Consider the following 21,350-nt stretch of genomic DNA (forward strand, 5'->3'; position numbering starts at 1 on the left):
ATCTGTAGGATATTCAAACCTTTATTTATAAATCTTAATTTATAAGGAGGCCAGGAATGAACATGAAAAATGTAATGACGTATTTTACAATGGTATTAACGCTTCTCTTCTGTGTTGCCTCACAGCAGGTTTTCGCTGAGGAAGTGATTGGTAAGACAGACGTAATTCATCAGAGCACTGCACATCCGTATTCAGCCAAAAGTGCCGGTGAGACAGTTGAATCTTTCAAGGTCAGCAGGAAAGATGCAACATTCATTATTTTACATTTCAGCAATTTTTCCATTAATGACCGCGATTCTGTCGAGATTAGGGACGCCAAAGGGCTTCTGCGGCAGGTCATTACAAATGATAATCCTGGCAAGACTGATTTTTGGGCATTTGCCGTGGACGGAGATACTGCTGTTGTAAATTTGATCTCAGGGGCCGCGGGACCAGAAGCCTATGGCTTTGACATTGATCAATATGGTTATGGCATAGCAACTGTAATGGCTGAATCCATATGCGGTTCTGATGACAAGGTTGATATTGAATGTGTTGCAGAGACAGAGCAGTATGAACAAGCAAAAAGTGTTGGTAAGATGCGTTTCCAGGAGGCTGGCTTGTGGTATAGCTGCACCGGGTTTTTAGTCTCTGATGAAGGTCATTTTCTTAGCAACGAACATTGTGTCAGCTCTCAGACGGTTTTAGACACGTTACAGGTTTATTTCAACTATCAGAACAGCACTTGTAACGGAGAGACATTGGCAGCCTATGACACATATTACGGGGACACCTTTCTCGTAGCCAATTACGAAAATGATTGCGCACTGATGACCTTGGAAGGAAACCCCCAGTCTGAATATGGTTACCTGGCGCTTGATCCCAGGGATATGGTGCTGAACGAAACAATTTACATCCCGCAACATCCTGGCGGATATCCAAAAGAATATGACGAAGGACCGGTTGTCGCTCCTGTTGCTGATGGTGAGACACCAGACAGCGATTTCGGATACAGGGCTGATACAGAAGGCGGAAGTTCCGGTTCCCCTGTACTCTCCATGACAGACCACAAAGTTGTTGGTTTGCACCATTGGGGAGGTTGTGATTCTGAGCGCGGACACAACCAGGGTGTGCTTATGAAAAATGTTTATCCTGTGATTGAGTCGTTTTTACCTGCTGGTTCATCGTGGCATGTTGCCGTAAATGGCTCAGATACAGCCGGAGATGGTTCTCCTGACAATCCTTTCGGAACCATCCGGCATGCCATTGATATGGCGAAAAATGGCGACAGAGTAATCGTTGCCGACGGCACTTATACTGGCTCGGGCAATAAGAATTTGGATTTCAAAGGCAAAGCCATAACGGTTCAGTCTGAAAACGGGCCTGATCATTGTATGATCAACTGTGAAAATAAGGGACGGGCTTTCTGTTTTCATAACGGAGAAGATGGAAACTCGGTGCTGTCCGGCTTTACCATTATTAATGGTCTGGCAGAGGACGGCGGCGGAATTTATTGCAATAATTCCTCCCCGGCGATTACCAACTGCACTGTCAGCGGAAATTCCGCGAACAACTACGGCGGCGGAATTTATTGCTATGATTCCTCCTCCCCGGTGATTACCAACTGCATTGTCAGCGGGAATTCAGCAGACGTGGGCGGCGGGATGTCTTGCTATAATTCTTCATCTCCGACCCTTACCAACTGCACTGTCAGGGGGAACTCGGCAGAGGACGGCGGCGGGATTCATTGTTATGCTTCCTCTCCGGCGATTACCAACTGCATTGTCAGCGGGAATTCGGCAGATGTGGGCGGCGGGATGAGTTGCTATGATACCTCTGCCCCGACCCTTGTCAACTGCACTGTCAGCAGGAATTCGGCAAATAACAGCGGCGGCGGGATGAGTTGCTATGATTCTTCTGCCCCCACGATCACCAACTGTATTTTCTGGGGGGATTCGCCGAATGAATTTTTCATCAATGCCACTCCGGTTGTCACGTATTCTGATATACAGGGGGGATACACCGGCACTGGCAATATTAATGCGGATCCGATGTTTGCTGACCCCGGGAACGACGATTATCATCTCACAGAGGGTTCTCTCTGTATTGACACAGGATCAGATAACGCACCTGACGATGACCTTGACGGTAATCAGAGGCCCCGGGGGATCGGGACTGATATGGGGGCTTATGAATGCTTTTTTTTCCCCGGGTGTGGCGGCAGAGATGATTTTGAAACAGGGACGCTCAGCAGACTTCCCTGGCACACAGGCGGTGACGGGGTCTGGCGTGTGCAGAACGAAACAATGCACGGCGGTTCCTATGCGGCAGAGGCTCCTGTTTCTATTGCTGATAGCCAGTCAGCATATCTTGAGATGACACTGAATATCAGCTCACCGGGTTCTGTTTCCTTCTGGTTCAAAGTATCTTCGGAAAACCGATATGATTATCTCCATTTCTGGATTGATGAGGATCGCAAAAAAAGCTGGGCTGGTGAGCTTGATTGGACCCGGGCAGAATTTGATGTGGGTTCGGGAGAGCATACATTCCGATGGGTGTATAGCAAAGATGGTTCTGTATCAAGAGGACAAGATACCGCATGGATAGATGATGTTTCACTACCTGCCTGTGATTCTGACTCTGACGGCGACGGCATTTCTGATGATGATGACAACTGCCCTGATGCTTCCAATCCGGATCAGACTGACGCTGATGCAGACGGATGGGGGGCCGTCTGTGAGTGTGATGATGACGATGGAAATGTGAATCCCGGCGCGGCAGAGGTCTGTAACGGCACTGATGATAACTGCGACGGCAGTGTTGATGAAGGATTAACTGGCTGCGAACAGGACTGCCACGGAGACTGGGGCGGCACCGCTTATACGGACAACTGCGGCGAATGTGTCGGCGGCAACACCGGAAAGACGGCCTGCGAACAGGACTGTAACGGCGACTGGGGCGGAACTGCCTATACGGACAACTGCGGTGAATGCGTAGGCGGCAACACCGGAAAGACGGCCTGCGAAAAAGACTGCCACGGCGACTGGGGCGGAACTGCCTATACGGACAACTGCGGTGAATGCGTAGGCGGCAACACCGGGAAAACGGCCTGCGAAAAAGACTGCCACGGTGACTGGGGCGGAACTGCCACGACTGACAACTGCGGTGAGTGCGTGGACGGAAACACCGGGAAAACGGCCTGCGAAAAAGACTGCAACGGTGACTGGGGCGGAACTGCCACGACTGACAACTGCGGCGAATGTGTCGGCGGCAACACCGGAAAGACGGCCTGCGAAAAAGACTGCAACGGTGACTGGGGCGGAACTGCCACGACTGACAACTGCGGTGAGTGCGTGGACGGAAACACCGGGAAAACGGCCTGCGAAAAAGACTGCCACGGCGACTGGGGCGGAACTGCCACGACTGACAACTGCGGTGAGTGCGTGGACGGAAACACCGGGAAAACGGCCTGCGAAAAAGACTGCCACGGTGACTGGGGCGGAACTGCCACGACTGACAACTGCGGTGAGTGCGTGGACGGCAACACCGGGAAAACGGCCTGCGAAAAAGACTGCCACGGTGACTGGGGCGGAACTGCCACGACTGACAACTGCGGTGAGTGCGTGGGCGGAAACACCGGAAAGACAGCCTGCGAAAAAGACTGCCACGGCGACTGGGGCGGAACCGCCACGACAGATAACTGCGATGAGTGCGTGGGCGGAAACACCGGGAAAACTGCTTGCGAAAAAGACTGCCACGAAGACTGGGGCGGAACTGCCACGACTGACAACTGCGGCGAATGTGTCGGCGGCAACACCGGAAAGACGGCCTGCGAAAAAGACTGCAACGGTGACTGGGGCGGAACTGCCACGACTGACAACTGCGGTGAGTGCGTGGACGGAAACACCGGGAAAACGGCCTGCGAAAAAGACTGCCACGGTGACTGGGGCGGAACTGCCACGACTGACAACTGCGGTGAGTGCGTGGACGGCAACACCGGGAAAACGGCCTGCGAAAAAGACTGCCACGGTGACTGGGGCGGAACTGCCACGACGGACAATTGCGGCGAGTGTGTCGGCGGAAACACGGGAAAGACGGCATGTGTTCAGGACTGTAACGGCGACTGGGGCGGAACCGCCACGACAGATAACTGCGATGAGTGCGTGGGCGGAAACACCGGGAAAACTGCTTGCGAAAAAGACTGCCACGAAGACTGGGGCGGAACCGCTTATACTGACAACTGCGGTGAGTGTGTCGGCGGAAACACCGGAAAGGTACCATGTGTTCAGGACTGCAACGGTGACTGGGGCGGCACAGTAATGGATGAAGATCAGGACAATGTTTGCGATGATGTGGATAATTGCCTCGGTATCCCAAATACGGATCAGGCAAACACCGACAACGACGCTCTCGGAGACGCATGTGATAATTGTGTCAGTGTTTCCAACCCGGATCAGACCGATACAGACGGCGATGCTCTGGGAGATGTCTGCGACAATTGTCCTGATATTGAAAACCCGAACCAGGACGACACTGACAGTGATGAAATCGGAGATGCCTGCGATAACTGTCCTGAAACTGAAAACCCGGATCAGGAAGACGCTGACGATGACCAAGTCGGAGATATCTGTGACAACTGTCCTGATGATGCCAATGCGAGCCAGGAAGACGAAGACGGGGATACCATCGGAGATATCTGTGACAACTGCATCAGCATCTCCAATTCGGATCAGGCAGACACGGACGGCGACGGCACAGGCGATATTTGCGATGAGTGCGTTGATGTTGATTCTGATGGTGTTTGTGACGAAGAAGACAACTGCCCCGGCACTCCCAACCCGGATCAGACAGATGCTGACAACGACGGCCTGGGCGACGCCTGTGATGACTGTCTCGATATGGATCAGGACACTGTTTGCGACGAAGAAGACAACTGCCCCGGCACTTCCAACCCGAATCAGGCGGATGCTGACAACGACGGCGCGGGAGATGCCTGTGACAACTGCTCTGACCATGTTAATCCGGAACAGGAGGACACAGATAATGACAATGTGGGAGATGCCTGTGATAACTGCGTGAGTGCTTCCAACCCGGATCAGACGGACACGGATAACGACGGTCAGGGAGATGCGTGTGACCAATGTCCCGAAGATCCGTATAAAATCGAACCAGGCAACTGCGGCTGCGGTGTTCCTGATGACAGAACCGGCGATCTTAATAACGACTGCGTTATAGACCGTGACGATATTAATATTATCAAAAATTATCGCAACCAGGATGCCGAGGTTTGCCCGGAATGTGACATTGACGGAAACGGAACAATCACCATTGTGGACGCGAGAAAACTCGTGCTGCTGTGCGACTGTCCGAGATGTGTCTGTGATTAGCCTCAGAAACTGAGTGTGTCATTGTTCCGGCTGTTGGAAAAGATTTATGCGGGGGCGGGATTTTCAGACCGTCCCCGCCCGCGGCCCGAAGCAATGAACAAAACCGACATATTTTAAGGAGAATATTATCATGAAAAAACAGGGAAAAAAAATTCTGATTTGTTTGACAGCGACTCTCACAGCAGTGTTTTTCATTGCTCAGGTATGGGCCGCAAATCTGTCTTTTGACCCGTCTGATATGGTCATCCGCGTTGGCGGGATGACCGATGTGGATATTATTGTTTCGGGGCTGGAAAATGATGATCTGGGCACATTTGATTTCAACGTAAATTATGACGATACAGTTTTGGATTTTACTGGTTACACGCTGGGAAGCGGATTGGGAATTGTCAGTTCGGATGGTTCAGGGGATGCGGAAGACTGGAGCGAGGGCGATCTCGGAGGCGGCAGGATACATCTCAGTGAGCTTTCCATCCTTGATGATCTGAGTTCCCAGCCGGATGCTTTCACCCTGGCAACACTTTCTTTTACCGGAAGCGGCTTTGGAATTAGTGACCTGTCATTTTCCGAAAGCGATCCGAATTTACCAATTCTCAGCGATTTATGGGCGGACCCGCTTTCCTCAGCCCTGGAAAGCGGAAGTGTCAGTGTCAACGCAGTTCCCATCCCCGGTGCGTTATGGCTTCTCGGCTGCGGGTTGATCAGCCTTGCGGGGATCAGGCGGAGAGTTAAAGAATAAGGAATTTCCCCAAAAATAAAATACCCGGAAATATAAAAACGTGCGGTGGGTTCCGCTTCGCTCCACCCACCCCACATTTTTTATCGGATATGAAATTTTCACAAGCATTTTTTTGGGTGTAATTCACGATTGTCAGTCCAACAAATTTTTAACTTGTTAATATTTTAAATATCAACAGGTTATAAAATTGTTAATTTTTTTACTGACAGTCTTGAATTATACCCATTTTTTTTCTTGTCTGTATATAAAAAGATGGTATAAGGTCATTATTCAAATTTTAGGGAAATTATAAGTATCCGATCAAAAGTCTTTGATACATCCTTTTCCGAACAGCGGAGAAACCCGGGTTTTTCCTTCACGGGCAGCAGGTCATTCTGGTAAAAAAAGCCGGGTTTCTTCCCCGGGAAAAATATCGAAAACTTATGGTTAGGTACTTATCAGCTTCGTCCCTGAGCAGTATTTTTGAATGATAAGTCAGAAAGTTTCCGGAGAATGAGGATGGCAGAAATATGAGTTCAGATAAAAATAAGCGTTTGATTACTAAAGAATTACTGATACTGGCAGATAAAAACGATCAGATTGTCGGATATGACACCAAAGAGAAGTGCCATCAGGGAGAAGGTCTCCTCCACCGAGCCTTTTCAATATTCATTTTTAACGATCATAAGCAGGTACTGATGCAAAAGCGAAGCACTGAAAAGCTCCTCTGGCCCTTTTACTGGTCCAACAGTGTTTGCAGTCATCCCCGCAAAGGAGAACGCTATGAAGAAGCAGCGATAAGGCGATTAAATGAAGAACTGGGATTTGAAACATCTTTGCAATTTTTATTTAAATTTCAGTACCAGGCACAATTCAAAAATATTGGTTCTGAAAATGAGATATGCTCGGTTTATATCGGAAAAGCCAACGGAACTGTCCAAGCAAACCCGAGTGAAATCGCTGAGTGGAAATACTCAGATATTAGAGAATTAACTGAAGATGTTCAGGCTCATCCTCATCGCTATACACCGTGGTTTAAAATGGAATGGGAGGAAATTCAGACGCGTTTTTGTCCCCAAATTGAAAATTTATATGTATGAAAGTGTTAGGTGTCAAGTACTAAAATTCTCGTTCCCAGGCTCTGCCTGGGAACGCATACTCAGAGGCTCTGCCTCGTGTGTCAGCGCACGGCAGATAATTCACGAGATTGCCACAAAGGCTCTGCTTCATGTGTCAGCGTGCAGCCGATCACTCACCTGAGGGAGATGCCACGCAAGGCAGAGCCTTGGGGTATGCGTTCCCAGGCGGAGCCTGGGAACGAGTAAATGCAGTTTTGAATGTAAAGGAAAAATATTATGGAACTCTCCTATTTAAACGCAGTTTCGCCTGTTGACGGGCGTTATCGGAAAGCAGTTGAGAAATTTGCTGATTATTTTTCAGAAGGCGCACTGATAAAATATCGTGTGCGGGTTGAGGTCGAATATTTCATAGCATTATGCGACTTGCCATTACCTCAGCTAAAAAGTTTTGACAAGAATCTGTATGAATCTTTAAGAGAAATTTATAAAAATTTTACATTGGAAGATGCTCAGAAAATAAAGGATATTGAGAAAATAACCAATCATGATGTAAAGGCGGTTGAGTATTTTCTCAAGGAAAAATTTGATCATCTCAGATTGGAGGCATACAAAGAATTTATTCATTTCGGTCTGACCTCCCAGGATATCAACAATACAGCCATTCCCCTTTCATTAAAAGAGGGATGGTCTGAAGTATTGCAGCCAGCTTTGGACGAAGTTTGCGACGCATTGAAAGAGAAAGCCAATGCCTGGAAAAACATTCCCATGCTTGCGCGAACTCACGGACAGCCCGCGTCTCCCACAAGCCTGGGCAAAGAAATTTATGTATTTGCCGACCGGCTGGACAGGCAAAAAGAGCTGTTAAAAACCATTCCGTTCTCAGCCAAATTCGGCGGGGCAACCGGTAATTTCAACGCACATCACATTGCCTATCCGGACATTGACTGGATTGCTTTCGGGGATCATCTGGTGAACGATATCCTGGGGCTTGACCGTTCAAAAGTGACCACCCAGATTGAGCATTACGATAATCTGGGGGCATTTTTCGATAATCTGAAACGGATCAACACCATTCTTCTTGATCTGGATCGGGATATCTGGGCTTATATCTCCATGAATTATTTTAAGCAGAAAATTAAAGCCGGAGAAGTGGGATCCTCGGCCATGCCGCATAAGGTCAATCCCATTGACTTTGAAAATTCAGAAGGCAACCTGGGAATTGCCAATGCCATTTTCGAACATCTTTCAGCAAAGCTGCCGATTTCAAGACTGCAAAGAGACCTGACAGACTCCACAGTGACAAGAAATATCGGTATGCCCCTGGCATATACACTGATTGCGTTAAAATCCCTGTTAAAAGGACTGGGCAAACTGATTCTCAATGAAGACGTAATCCGTGCGGATTTGCAGAATAACTGGGCTGTCGTGGCCGAAGCCATTCAGACGGTTTTGCGACGTGAGGGCTATCCCAAGCCTTATGAAGCACTGAAAGAACTCACCCGGACCCATGCCGCTATTGACCAGAAAGCAATTGCGGACTTTATTCAGACCCTGAATGTGTCAGAAAAGGTAAAAGAGGAATTGCTTAAAATCACACCGGAGAATTATACCGGAGTGTGCAATTTCTAGGTGCTGACCTGCATAAGTAACTACCTAACCATAAGTTTTCGATATTCGCACGGGAAAGAAACCCGGGTTTTTCCCCGGAATGATCCGCCGCCCCTGAAGAAAAAAAGCCGGGTTTCTCCGCTGTTCGCGGAAAAAAAGATGTATAAAAAATTTTTGATTATAACGGATTTAGGGGAGGCCGGCAATATGACAACGGATTCAGGGGATGAAACGGATAGTACCGGCCGATATGACAGCGGTTCCCCGAAGGGTGTTTCCGATCCGGAAAGCCTTATCCCGGCAGGCAGCCCGTAATCCGGTGCCGCGGGAAGCCGATCTGAAAAGTCATATCCGTTTCATCCTTTTTATCCGCTGTCATATTCACGGCCGGAGCCTCCCCAAAATCCGTTATAATCAGAAAAATTTTTGATCAGGTACTTATCAGCCAGGCTGTCTAAATCACCTGTTTTTATTCGCCTGCTTTCCCTTTGACAGGCTCAGGGCACGCTGTTCCCGCTCCCTGAGCTTGTCGAAGGGAGCGGAAGCAGGAGCGGATAAGACCGGGTAAAAAATGAAGGAGGATTTAATCCCTTTCTTATCATCCTCTTCTTATATAAAATCCTTGTAGCGAGGAGGAGGAGGAGGAAGCAGCAGCAAACTTACAGGCGACGGGGTCCGCCTTTAAAGTGATTTCCGGAAAAGAACACACCGGCTTTCAGTTCGTAGTTCCGCCTTTAGGCGGTGTCGCAGTTCGTAGTTCCGCCTTTAGGCGGTGTCGCAGTTCGTAGTTCCGCCTTTAGGCGGTGTAAGACCGCCTAAAGGCGGAACTACGAACGGGTATGTTCATTCTTGGGAATTGCCTAAGCGCCGCTGTGCTGATGACGCCTGCTAAAAAAATTATTATTATACGAGGCAGATATGAACAAAATCATTTTGGTAGGAACCGGCGGCTTTGTCGGTGCCATTTTAAGATATGTCATCGGCGGCTATGTTCAGAAATGGACTGCAAGTGTTGGCTTTCCCTACGGAACTCTCTCGGTGAACCTTATCGGATGTCTTGTTATCGGTATGCTTTCACGTATGGATGAGATACGAAGTGTGTTTTCGCCTGAAATACGGCTTTTGGTGTTTGTGGGCGTTCTGGGGGCACTGACCACATTCTCCACCTTCAGTAATGAAACCATCAGTCTGATGAATGATAAGCGGATTTATCTTGCTTTCCTGAACATTGTCATCCATATAATATTCGGACTGTCCGCGGTATTATTGGGTCGCATATTCATTTATCTTATATGGAGGTGAATAATGAAAATTTCAGAACAAGGACAATTACTTCGGATACTTATCGGTGAAACTGACAAGCACGAAGGAAAACCGCTGTATGAGTGGATTGTTATCAAAGCAAGAGAACAGGGACTGGCAGGAGCAACCGTTCTGCGGGGAGTAATGGGATTCGGTGCAAACAGTCGTATTCATACGACCAAAATATTACGTCTTTCCGAGGACCTGCCAATTGTTATTGAAATTGTTGACACCCATGAAAAATTAAAACATTTTCTTGAGACGATTGATAATGTGATCACTGAAGGTCTGGCAACGCTGGAGAAAGCAGATATTCAGTTTTACAGAGGCAGTAAATAGCTGAGACTCGATCATCAAGTTTTTTTTGTCATTCCTGCTTTCGCAGGCTTCGGCGTGAGTTCAGTCGAACGGAATAACAGACTGTTATCGAAATCTGCTCAGAAAACTTGATCATCGAGTTTCATAATCACAAAAAAATAACTTTTTAAAAAATCATTTTTTATCCAACAGTTATGCCTGTCGCTCATATTATTCGGAGTGCCAAACTGCAAGTTTGGCACTCCGGAAGGCCGGCAAAGATGCTACAAATATGCCGCCCTTCCTCTAAATCCGTTATGATCAGTTTTTTTCTACAGAACCCGGCACAGAGAAATAAACGCTCATGAAAAAGCCGGGTTTTTCACCCCTGGCCATGAAAATGTCAGCGGACAAAAACCCGGCTTTTCAAAATGTATTTTCACGGTAAAAAATGGCAAAAAAATTACCAATCATTATAGATAACCGCAACAGAAACACATTATTAAACGCGTTTCAGAAGCTGTTGCCAAATCTTGAAAAAATGGATGTTGCCACGGGCATGTTCGAAGTCGGCGCTTTTCTGCTCTTGGAAGGTCTGTGGCAGCATCTGAATAAAATTCGCATTCTCATGGGAGATGAAACCACAAGGCGGACAAAGCAGGAGCTTGTCAGGGCATTGTCAGAGGCATCAGATAACAGTATTGAAAATGAGAAAGTGCGTGATGACGCGCTGACCGGTCTTGCAGCCGTTCGCCAGGCCATCACAGATAAGCAGATTATCCTGAGAGTATATTCCCGGTCAAAATTTCATGCCAAGTCATATCTGATGGAAGCAAAGGAAACCAGTCCGGTTGATTTTGCCATTGTGGGCAGTTCAAATTTTACCCGCCCGGGACTTACGGAAAATTTGGAACTGAATCTTTTCAGCACGGATCAGGCGCATATTGAAAGCCTTCGCAACTGGTATAATGACATATGGAAAGACAGCGACACGGTCAGCTCGGAATTGCTGAATGTTATTGAGCCGCACCTGAAAGAGTATGACCCGTTTACGGTTTATGCAAAAGCGTTATCAGCATTTTTTGCCGGGCGTGAAAAGAGCCAGGATGAATGGGAGCGTAATCAGTCCGTGATTTATCCCATGCTGTCTCAGTATCAGAAAGACGGCTATCATCAGGCATTGCAGATTTCGGAAAATTGGAGGGGTGCGCTGGTCTGTGACGGCGTGGGTCTTGGCAAAACCTTTATCGGGCTGATGCTCCTGGAACGATGTCTGCATGAAGACAAACGCATTCTGCTAATTGTCCCCAAATCAGCTGAGGAAAGTGTGTGGCAGGCAAATATAAAAAGATATCTGCGTCCGCATTATTCCATAGAACTCAGGGAACGCCTGCGGGTTGAAAAACATACGAGTTTTGGCCGGGAAGGGCTGATTGATGAGGAATGGCTCAGTTATTACCGAAAACGTACCGATGTCATCATCATAGACGAGGCCCATCATTTTCGAAATCCCAAAGCCAACAGGGGCAAACTCCTGATGGATATCGCGGCACATAAAAAACTGTACATGCTGACTGCCACCCCTATCAACAACAGCCTGGATGACCTGTATCATCTGATCAATTATTTTGCACAAAACAGACCTGATCATTTTGCCCGCATCCGCATCCGCAATTTACGCAAGCATTTTCTCACGGCTGAGAAAAAAATGGAAGCGGACAATCCTGACACGGCAATTACCGAGCTTGCAGAGGATGAAGATTTTCTTCGCACGGATGATCTGCTCAGAAATATCCTGATACAAAGGAGCCGGAAGTATGTGAAACAGTCCGAGGGCATAAAAAGCGGGAACAATGCCCCCCTGTTTCCGGTTCGGCAGAAACCGAGCGTCATCAGTTATTCTTTGAAATCTGTATATGCGGGCCTTTACGGAGAGATCAGAGACGCGTTTGACCGCCATCATCCGTTCCTGTCTCTGGCGATTTATAACACGGCATTATATCACAATGACCCGGACAAACGCATTGCAGAATCCCAGAAACAGATTGTCGGCCTTATCAGGACATTGCTGCTGAAAAGACTTGAAAGTTCTTTTAAGGCATTTGAGGCCAGCATTGAGGATCTGCTGGCGAAAATGGCGGATTTTCTGAAATATTATTCTTCGGAGCGTTTTGACGCATGGGAAAAAAGCAACAAACGCTGGTGGAAACGGGTTCAGGATCACATTGTTGAAAGACTTGAACGCGATGAAAAAGAGACCGAAAACGAGGAAGAGGATGATATCCCGGATGTTGCAAAAGAGTTTGATCCGAAACAGCATGACATGCAGCGGCTTTTGGACGATATCCTGGAGGATATGAACCAACTGACAGGTTTTCTGGGCAGAATTTTTCGGCGGTTTTATGTGAAAGGCAAAGAGGGAATAAGGGAAGACCCGAAAAAAGATGACAAGCTGCAAAAATTATTATATCATCTTGGTGAAGATGAATTGCTTAAAGGACAGAAGGTCATCATTTTCAGCGAGTTCAGAAATACGGCCCGGTATCTGGCGGATCAGCTTGCCAGGGCCGGTTTCAAAAACATGGAACAGGTTGACAGCGGCAGAAATGTCAAAAACCGAGAGATGATCATCAAAAGGTTTGCGCCGTATTACAATTGCGTTGCTGATTCTGCTGAATTGTCCCGCTGTCTTAAAAAGCCCATTGACATTCTCATCTCCACCGATGTTTTATCAGAAGGTCTGAATTTGCAGGATGCGAGTCTGATTATCAATTATGATCTCCATTGGAATCCTGTCAGACTCATGCAGCGGATCGGGCGTGTGGACCGCCGCCTTAATCCTGAGACTGAGGAAAAACTTGACCGTGCTTCATTTCTCAAGGGCAAAATTTATTTCTGGAATTTTCTGCCGCCAAAGGAAATGGAAGAACTGCTGCATCTGAAAGAACGATTGGACGGAAAAATCCTCAGAATCAACAAAACCCTCGGGATTGAAGGGGCATTGCTGACCCCGGATGATCCGGATATGGCCATGAAGCTCTTTAATGAGCGGTATGAGAGAAAAGAGTCCACAGAAGAACTCATGCGCCTTGAAAAACAGAGAATCATATCAGAGATGCCCGATGTCTGGAACTCATTGAAAACGCTTCCCAGACGTCTTTTTTCTGGTAAAAAGGCCGGGGCCGGTTTTGGTCCGATTCTGAACAAAAAGGGGGAAGCCATTGATCATATTGTGCCGGATTTTCGGCCAGGGCTGTTTGCCTGTTACCAGATGCCCCATGTGATCGGTCTTGCAAGCGATAATCTTTTTGAGTCAAAAAATGTGAAATATGATCCCAAAAGACACTCCGAAGGCGAGGTGAGATGGTATTTCCGAGATGCGGAAACTGGCAAAATCACCGAAATCCTTGAACAGACCTGGGCCGCGGTGCGATGTTCTCAGGATACGGTCAGGGTTGCGGAGCAGGGCGTGACGCTGTTGGCCGAACCTCGCAAAGCCATTGAAAAGCATATTAAGAACACCTATCTGAAAGACATACAGGCTCCCATAGGTGCAAAACCGGAGCTGGTTGCCTGGATGGAGATTTTATAATTTAAGCAGAAAGGTAACCACGAATCATACGAATAAAAAGGGATGAATGGCAATTATCTTCAGGGAATCAGGGAAGAAAAGCGGATTACAAAATGAAATTCAGAGGTATGAGCGGCGGGATATCTGAAATAATTATTCGTGTGATTCTCGGTTTCAATAATTTACTTGGAAAGAGGCAACTGTATGACCAACTCAGAACTGATTAGACAGCTTTTCTTGTCATTTAATAGCAAAGACAACGAAGCCTTTGTACAGGCGGCAAGGGAATATATTGAACGGGAGAGACGCAAAAAGCATACGATTGTTGCCAAAGAATTGGAAAAAGCCCTGTATCAGACGACGAGCGCATCTGAAAGCCGAAGACGCTTCAGGCAAAGTCTTCCGATTCCCAGAGATACGGAAAAAGGCTTTCCGTTGCTGGAAATTCAGTATTTTGAGCATGATTTAGACAGCCTGATCTTATCTCAGGAGACCAAAGCCCGGCTCGAACGAATTATCCGTGAGTTTAAGGATGCGGATATTTTAGCGACCTACAATTTGGCTTATAAAAAGAAGGTTCTGCTCTGTGGCAAGCCCGGAACAGGCAAAACCTTTTCAGCGCAAATCATCAGTTCTGTGCTGAACATCCCTTTGGTTTATATTCGTTTTGACGCGATTATCTCCTCCTATCTGGGTGAAACTGCGGGCAATTTACGCAAGGTATTCGATTTTATTGAAAACGATACTTGGATAGTTCTGTTTGATGAATTTGACATTATCGCTAAAAACCGTGACGATAGTCACGAACACGGCGAAATCAAACGGGTGGTGAACAACTTCTTGCAAATGCTGGATAATTTCAAAGGTGACAGCATCCTGTTTGCCGCCACCAATCATCAGAACATGCTCGACAGTGCCATTTGGCGACGCTTTGACGCGGTGATTGATTATGAACTGCCCGATGAGGCGACTCGTAAACATCTCTTTGAGCGTTACCTGAGACCGATCAGACGTGATCAAAAAATAGATATCAGCAAAGCCGCAAAGGATAGTCAGGGATTATCGCCTGCGGATATAAAAATGATCGCTGCCGAGGCGATGAAAACCGTTATTATTGATTCCAGAAATACGTTATCTATGAATGATCTGGAAACTGAGATTAAACAATTTGTTCGCCGTGAAAAGGTAAAACATCACAGATTGGAGGATAATGAATAATGGAGAAATATGAAAATCTCAAGCTTCCTCTATTATTTGAAAGCGTAAACAAACACAAACATCTCAAGCTTCCCCTGTTTCAGGGCAATATTGAACGAAGAAAACCCAATGCTGGAGGAGGTGGCTTCTCACTGCCACAAGGAAGGGACAAATCGCTATTTTCACGACAAGCACGCCAACAAGCTAAAAATTTATGCCGTACATTTTCAAGATTGAAAAAACAGCTTTCTGGCAGAATTGACCCCACCCTTATTTTTGAAATTGAAATCAACCAAAGCGTTTCTCCTGTTGCCTTTGAAAAAAGGCTGGCATCCATGGACATCCATGTTTTATCAGTTGCTGAAGGTAAAAAAGGCTTTTGGGTGGTATTTAGTGAAGATGAAGATTTAAACGAGTTCAAACGCAAGCTGGCAACTTACGGTTCAGATGAAGGAGCAGAATATAAATTTTTCCATGCCATTGAATTCTTTGATGCCATTCCACCAGAAAAAAAGATTGGTGAGAGATTAGCCAACCAACCTTTGGATGATATGGCTGATTTTATTGATCTTGAATTGTGGAAGATGACCGATCCTCAAAAAAACGAAAAATTTATCCGACAATTGGAAGAGAGTCACACCGATTTCACACAATTCAGGATCATGGATACCCTGATCACAAAATCCTTTGTTTTGCTCAGGGTGAAGCTCACTAAAGCGGTATTTGATGAAATCATCCAGTTAAAAGAAATCGCACGAGCAGACAGACCTGCCACGGTTCAGTTTAACCCGTTTGAAATGATACGACCCGATGTGGAGGGCATTCAGTTTAACGCGCCTGAAGAAAATGCCATAGGCATATTGGTGATTGATTCAGGAATTGTTTCCAATCATCCCATGTTGGAAAAGTGTGTTGGCGGAGAAGAAAACTTTCAATCGGGTGAACATGAACTACAAGATACCGTCGGACATGGAACGGCTGTGGCTGGTTGCGCCGTTTATGGCGATATTGCAGATCGTCTCAGAAGAAAAAACTTCACTCCTTCAAATTGGCTGTTTTCTGCCAAGGTGATGTATGCAGAAAGGAATGATATTACAGATATTGTATCCGCTGCCTATGATCCGGAAAAATTAATTGAACATCAGTTTAAAGATGCGGTGGAAAGCTTTTTATCCAACCCTGAGTACCATATCAAGGTGGTCAATATTTCGTTGGGCAATCGCAACGAAGTTTGGCATAAGCACTATTCCCGACAGTTGCCATTAGCGGCTTTGATTGATGAACTCGCTTTTACCTTCCCCCATGTGGTTTTTGTCGTGTCTGCTGGCAATCAATCGCCTCTTTATAAATCCATCGCGGATGTCATGGAAAACTATCCGCGCTACCTGATTGGAAATGGAGGTTTTCGTCTGATCAATCCTGCAACTTCGGCTCTGGCATTTACCATTGGTTCTATTGCTGACAAACCACGAATAGAACAAGAACGCTATGGTGCGGAACATATTAAAACAGCAATCGCCCAGACGCAGCAGCCTTCACCTTTTACCCGAACAGGTCCGGGCATCAATGGCATGATCAAGCCGGAGTTGGTGGAATACGGGGGAAATCTGATTTTATCAGAAAATTATGGCCGTATCGTTGAAGATATGGGCGGCAAGCTTGCCCTGTTAAATAACAACGTAACGGACAATATTATTCAATTTGATGTGGGCACAAGCTTTGCAGCTCCGAAAGTTGCCTACCTTGCCGGAAAAATTGCCAATTATTTTCCTGATAAATCAGCTAATTTTATTAAAAATATGTTGCTGGTAGGAGCGGATTACCCATCACCTGTTCCCAATGATCATTTTTATTGTTCTGTTCCAAATAAAATCGGAATCAAAAAATACGAGAATGAAATTCTTGAAAAAATAGATTTAGATTCAGAGAATGTTATTATTACAAAGTCTTATCACAAATCAGAGAAATATTATATACTAAAATCTGACATAACAGAAACCGTTAAAAAAGAGATTTCAGATATTTTTAAAAAAATAGAATTTAAGAGCGGGTTGGGGGCAAAGGATCATTTGTCTGTTTGCGGCTATGGCCTGAGTCACTATGATAAGGCCCTCTATTCCTTTGACAACAGAGCGGTTCTTTGGGATGAAGGTCAAATCGCACTCAATCAGATAAAGGTCTATTCTCTGCAACTGCCGGAACTGTTTTTTACCGAAGCAGGTAAGAAAAAGATAATCGTTACGCTCACTTTCACGCCTGAAACCCGTTCGACCCGCGGGGATAGTTATTTAGGTAATCGCATGGAATTTCATCTGTTTCATTCAGTGAATCCACAAATTTTGATAGAAAAATACGGCGTGATTGGAAATGATGCCGAACAAATCAGTGTGCCCGCTGATTTAAAGAAATTTGAAATTGATTTTTTTCCTGGTGCAAATACCCGGAAAGCAGGATGTCATCAAAAGGCATGGAAATTATACCAAAGAGATATCAAAAACAGACCATCCTCTCCCGTATCATTGGTTCTTTTGAATTTTAACAAATGGATAACAGACGATACGCGAAAGCAGGATTATTGTATTTCAGTGACATTTGAGCATGAAAAAGCAACGAGGCTTTATAACGCCATTAGAACAAATATCCAGACCAGAGCAAGGGTTAGATGATTATAAGATGAACAAACTCACCGAATCCACCATAGAAATCTTCAAAAATGGTGAGTTGGTGGAAAATTCAGTATGTGCAATTTTTGCACATACTGCATCGTGACTTTGGCAATTCTATCAAGTGTTTATTAACCCATTGAAAAAGCATAGGATTATGATGACTGGCATCCCCATCGAACGCATTACAAGAATTAAAAGTTTTCCGTCACTGGTGAAATTTCTCAGGGATGATCTTTATTGGCCCCTTGATGCTGAAGATATCGAAGACCTCACATTTGAGTATGAGCCGGAGGAACTCGGTATTGACCCGAAAATTGCGGTAAAGATAAAAGAGATCAAGCAGCTTCGTCCGCTCGCGGTGAGTCAGCCCTGGGGCATATTTTACATCAGCTTTGAACCAAAACAATTGCCGGTGGTGGTTCTGCGCCGTATTCTGCGGGCTTTGGTGATTAAGAAACGGCAGAGCTCAAACCCTGCGAACCTCCCGGCGTGGAAGCTTCATGACCTGCTGTTCATATCTTCCTACGGAGAAGAAGATCAGCGTGCCATCACGTTTGCCCATTTCAGGGAAGATTCCTGCGGCGATTTGCCCACGCTCCAGGTGATCGGCTGGGATTCTCAGGACACGCCTTTGCACATAGATCAATGTATCCAGGAGCTTGACAAGCTGAGATTTGACGGGGAATTTTCACCGGACCAATGGCGGGAGCAATGGTCGTCCGCGTTTACGCTGAGACACAGAGAGGTGATTTCAACGTCAAAGGAACTTGCTGCCGAACTGGCCCGGCTGGCGGGTCAGATTCGCAGGCGGGTGAATGCGGTACTCCGGGTGGAATCAAGGCAGGGAGCAATGCACAGGCTCTTTCAGGCGATTCAGGAGACGCTTCTACATGATCTGAGTGAGGATCAGTTTGCAGATATGTTTGCCCAGACCATTGCTTATGGTTTGTTTTCCGCCCGATGTTCCCGTGAATCCGGTGCGCTGGTTGCCGACAATTTGACGGATATGATTCCTGAGACCAATCTGTTTCTGAGGGAGCTGCTTTCCACTTTCTTTTCCATCGGAGGCAGGAAAGGAAAGATTGATTTTGACGAGCTGGGTATCAATGATGTGGTGGAGATGCTCAGGGATGCCAATATGGAGGCGGTGCTTGGGGATTTTGAGGACAGGAACCCGTCAGAAGATCCGGTCATCCATTTTTATGAGGGCTTTCTGAAACAATATGACGCACAACAGAAGATTAAGCGAGGTGCGTTTTATACGCCCCGTCCCGTGGTGTCGTTCATTGTTCGCTCTGTCCATGAAATACTGCGCAAGGATTTTGGTCTTGAGGACGGTCTTGCTGACACAACCACTTGGGGAGAAATGACAAGGCAAAACAGAGAGATAAAAATTCCCAAAGGGGTTTCTGAGGATGCGCCTTTTGTCCAGATTCTTGATCCGGCAACAGGAACCGGCACGTTTCTGGTTGAGGTCATTGATCTGATTCATAAGACAATGGTTGAAAAATGGGAAGCTGAGGGCGAAGATGTGAGAAAACGCTGGAACGAATATGTTCCGAAACATCTCCTTCCCCGGATTTACGGGTTTGAGCTGATGATGGCCCCATATACCATTGCTCATATGAAAATCGCTCTGAAGCTGGTGGAAACAAAATATGTTTTTAAGTTTAACGAGATAATACAGATTCATCTCACGAACAGTCTTGAGGAGGCAAAAGATACGATTCCGGGATATCTTGAGGATTTTTCGCCGGCCCTGGCGCATGAGGCGAAGGTAGCAAATTCGGTGAAAAAAGATGCGCGGATAACGGTGGTGGTTGGGAATCCGCCGTACTCTGTTTCCAGTTGCAATAATACATCATTCCTTGCAAACTTGATGAAAACTTATAAGAATGCAGTACGAAATGAGAAAAATATCCAGCCGCTTTCAGATGATTATATCAAATTCATTCGCTTCACACATTGGAAAATAGAAAAAGCAGGAAAAGGAGTGATAGGGCTTATTACCAATAATTCTTTCATTGATGGCCTTATTCACCGGGGGATGCGGGAAGAATTGATAAATACTTTTAATAACATTTATATCTTAAATCTTCATGGTAATACCAATAGAGGGGATGTCTGCTCGGATGGTTCCAAAGATGAAAATGTGTTTGATATAAAACAAGGCGTTTCAATTTCTTTTTTTGTGAAAAAAAGAAAAATAAACATTGAGAAGTCCTCAAGTTATTATTCCTTAAAGGGATTAAGAGAGAAAAAGTCAAATTTTTTTCATAAAAATTTAGTCAGTTCAGTTCAATGGGAAAGGACAGATATCGCCGGCCCTAATTTTTGGTTTGTTAGAAAAAAGTTTGATGCTGAAGACAAGTATTATAAGGATGGAATAAGTGTTATTGAAATTTTTAATGAATACAATAATGGGATAGAATTTGGCAGAGATAATCTTTTTATTGATTTTGAAAAAAATAATTTGATTGATAGAATAAATATTTTATTTTCAGGTAATTATGATAACGCTTTTGTTGAAAAATATAATGTAAAAGATACGAGTTGCTTTGCCCTCCTAAACAGAGTCTCCAAATATTCTTATAATGAGAAGAATATTTATTCAACTCATTACAGACCGTTTGATTTTAGGAATGCTTATTACCAACTTGGAATAGTAAGACGACCCTCATATGAAATAATAAAACATTTTCTCAACAAAAAAAATATAGGCTTGATTTGCGTAAGACAATATGTTGAAGATAAAAATTTCAATCATTGTTTCATTACAAATACAATTACAGATCGAAGAATCACTGTTAGCAATAGGGGGGCTGGTTTTATATTTCCTCTTTATTGCTATCCAGATGGAGAGGCATTTAATATTGGCAAGACTGAAAATTTTAATAATAGATTCAGTAAATTAATCAATAGCCTCTACACTTTTCGGCCTTTAACAGACCAAATTTTAGCTTACATTTATGCTATTCTCCACAGTCCAACTTACCGCAACAGATACGCTGAATTCCTCAAAATTGACTTCCCCCGCATCCCGTTTACAACTAAAGAAAACTTGTTTTTAAAACTGTCCGATCTCGGCAGCGAGTTAATCGGCTTACACCTTTTGGAATCCGAAAAACTCAACAAGCCCATCACAACTTTCCCTGTTTCCGGGGATAATTCGATAACAAAAGTCGGCGAAGCAAAAAAGCAGTTGAAGTATATGGAAAACGGCAAAGGCAGGCTTTACATCAACAAAACCCAGTATTTTGACGGCCTCTCCGAAGATGTATGGAATTTTCATATTGGCGGGTATCAGGTCTGCCACAAATGGCTTTATGACCGCAAGAAAGCCAAGCGCAGATTGTCAGAGGAGGACATCACGCATTATCACAAGATTGTCGTTGCCCTGAATGAGACCATGCGGCTGATGAGACAAATTGACCAAGTGATTGACGCTCACGGGGGCTGGCCCATTCAGTAATTATTTGTCATTTGCCGATAACTCAGCAGATGGAAAAATTTCCCGCAAAGTTGGCAAATACAAGGGATAAGGTT

General features: G+C 45.5%; 11 protein-coding genes. All 11 read left to right on the forward strand.

Going from position 1 to position 21,350, the window contains the following annotated elements:
• Positions 1-56 precede the first annotated feature (56 nt).
• Positions 57-5,366 carry a right-handed parallel beta-helix repeat-containing protein gene (locus dnm_RS12910; RefSeq protein ID WP_207683048.1) on the forward strand — a complete coding sequence of 1,770 codons (5,310 nt, stop codon included), beginning with the start codon at positions 57-59 and terminating at the stop codon, positions 5,364-5,366.
• A 130-nt stretch (positions 5,367-5,496) separates the two neighbouring features.
• A complete protein-coding gene (locus tag dnm_RS12915; RefSeq protein WP_207683049.1) occupies positions 5,497-6,105 on the forward strand; it encodes a hypothetical protein in 609 nt (202 codons plus the stop codon).
• 509 nt (positions 6,106-6,614) lie between these two features.
• The gene (gene idi / locus dnm_RS12920; RefSeq protein WP_207683050.1) at positions 6,615-7,184 is read left to right on the forward strand and encodes an isopentenyl-diphosphate Delta-isomerase; all 570 of its coding nucleotides are present in this window, start codon (positions 6,615-6,617) and stop codon (positions 7,182-7,184) included.
• 9 nt (positions 7,185-7,193) lie between these two features.
• The gene (locus tag dnm_RS12925; RefSeq protein ID WP_207683051.1) at positions 7,194-7,409 is read left to right on the forward strand and encodes a hypothetical protein; all 216 of its coding nucleotides are present in this window, start codon (positions 7,194-7,196) and stop codon (positions 7,407-7,409) included.
• A gap of 30 nt (positions 7,410-7,439) precedes the next feature.
• Positions 7,440-8,792 carry an adenylosuccinate lyase gene (gene purB / locus dnm_RS12930; protein WP_207683052.1) on the forward strand — a complete coding sequence of 451 codons (1,353 nt, stop codon included), beginning with the start codon at positions 7,440-7,442 and terminating at the stop codon, positions 8,790-8,792.
• Between the two features lie 897 nt (positions 8,793-9,689).
• Positions 9,690-10,073, forward strand: coding sequence for a fluoride efflux transporter CrcB (gene crcB / locus dnm_RS12935; RefSeq protein WP_207683053.1), 384 nt, complete (start codon positions 9,690-9,692; stop codon positions 10,071-10,073).
• A gap of 3 nt (positions 10,074-10,076) precedes the next feature.
• A complete protein-coding gene (locus dnm_RS12940; protein ID WP_207683054.1) occupies positions 10,077-10,412 on the forward strand; it encodes a putative PII-like signaling protein in 336 nt (111 codons plus the stop codon).
• Positions 10,413-10,821: 409 nt separating this feature from the next.
• Positions 10,822-13,962, forward strand: a complete 3,141-nt coding sequence (locus tag dnm_RS12945; protein ID WP_207683055.1) for a DEAD/DEAH box helicase family protein — start codon at positions 10,822-10,824, stop codon at positions 13,960-13,962.
• A 183-nt stretch (positions 13,963-14,145) separates the two neighbouring features.
• Positions 14,146-15,159, forward strand: coding sequence for an AAA family ATPase (locus dnm_RS12950; protein WP_207683056.1), 1,014 nt, complete (start codon positions 14,146-14,148; stop codon positions 15,157-15,159).
• Positions 15,159-17,804, forward strand: a complete 2,646-nt coding sequence (locus dnm_RS12955; protein WP_207683057.1) for a S8 family peptidase — start codon at positions 15,159-15,161, stop codon at positions 17,802-17,804. The genes dnm_RS12950 and dnm_RS12955 overlap by 1 nt, the downstream gene beginning before the upstream one ends.
• 154 nt (positions 17,805-17,958) lie before the next feature.
• Positions 17,959-21,276, forward strand: coding sequence for a type ISP restriction/modification enzyme (locus tag dnm_RS12960; protein ID WP_207683058.1), 3,318 nt, complete (start codon positions 17,959-17,961; stop codon positions 21,274-21,276).
• Positions 21,277-21,350 lie beyond the last annotated feature (74 nt).

The sequence above is a fragment of the Desulfonema magnum genome (genome assembly GCF_017377395.1).
Taxonomy (GTDB): domain Bacteria; phylum Desulfobacterota; class Desulfobacteria; order Desulfobacterales; family 4be13; genus Desulfonema_C; species Desulfonema_C magnum.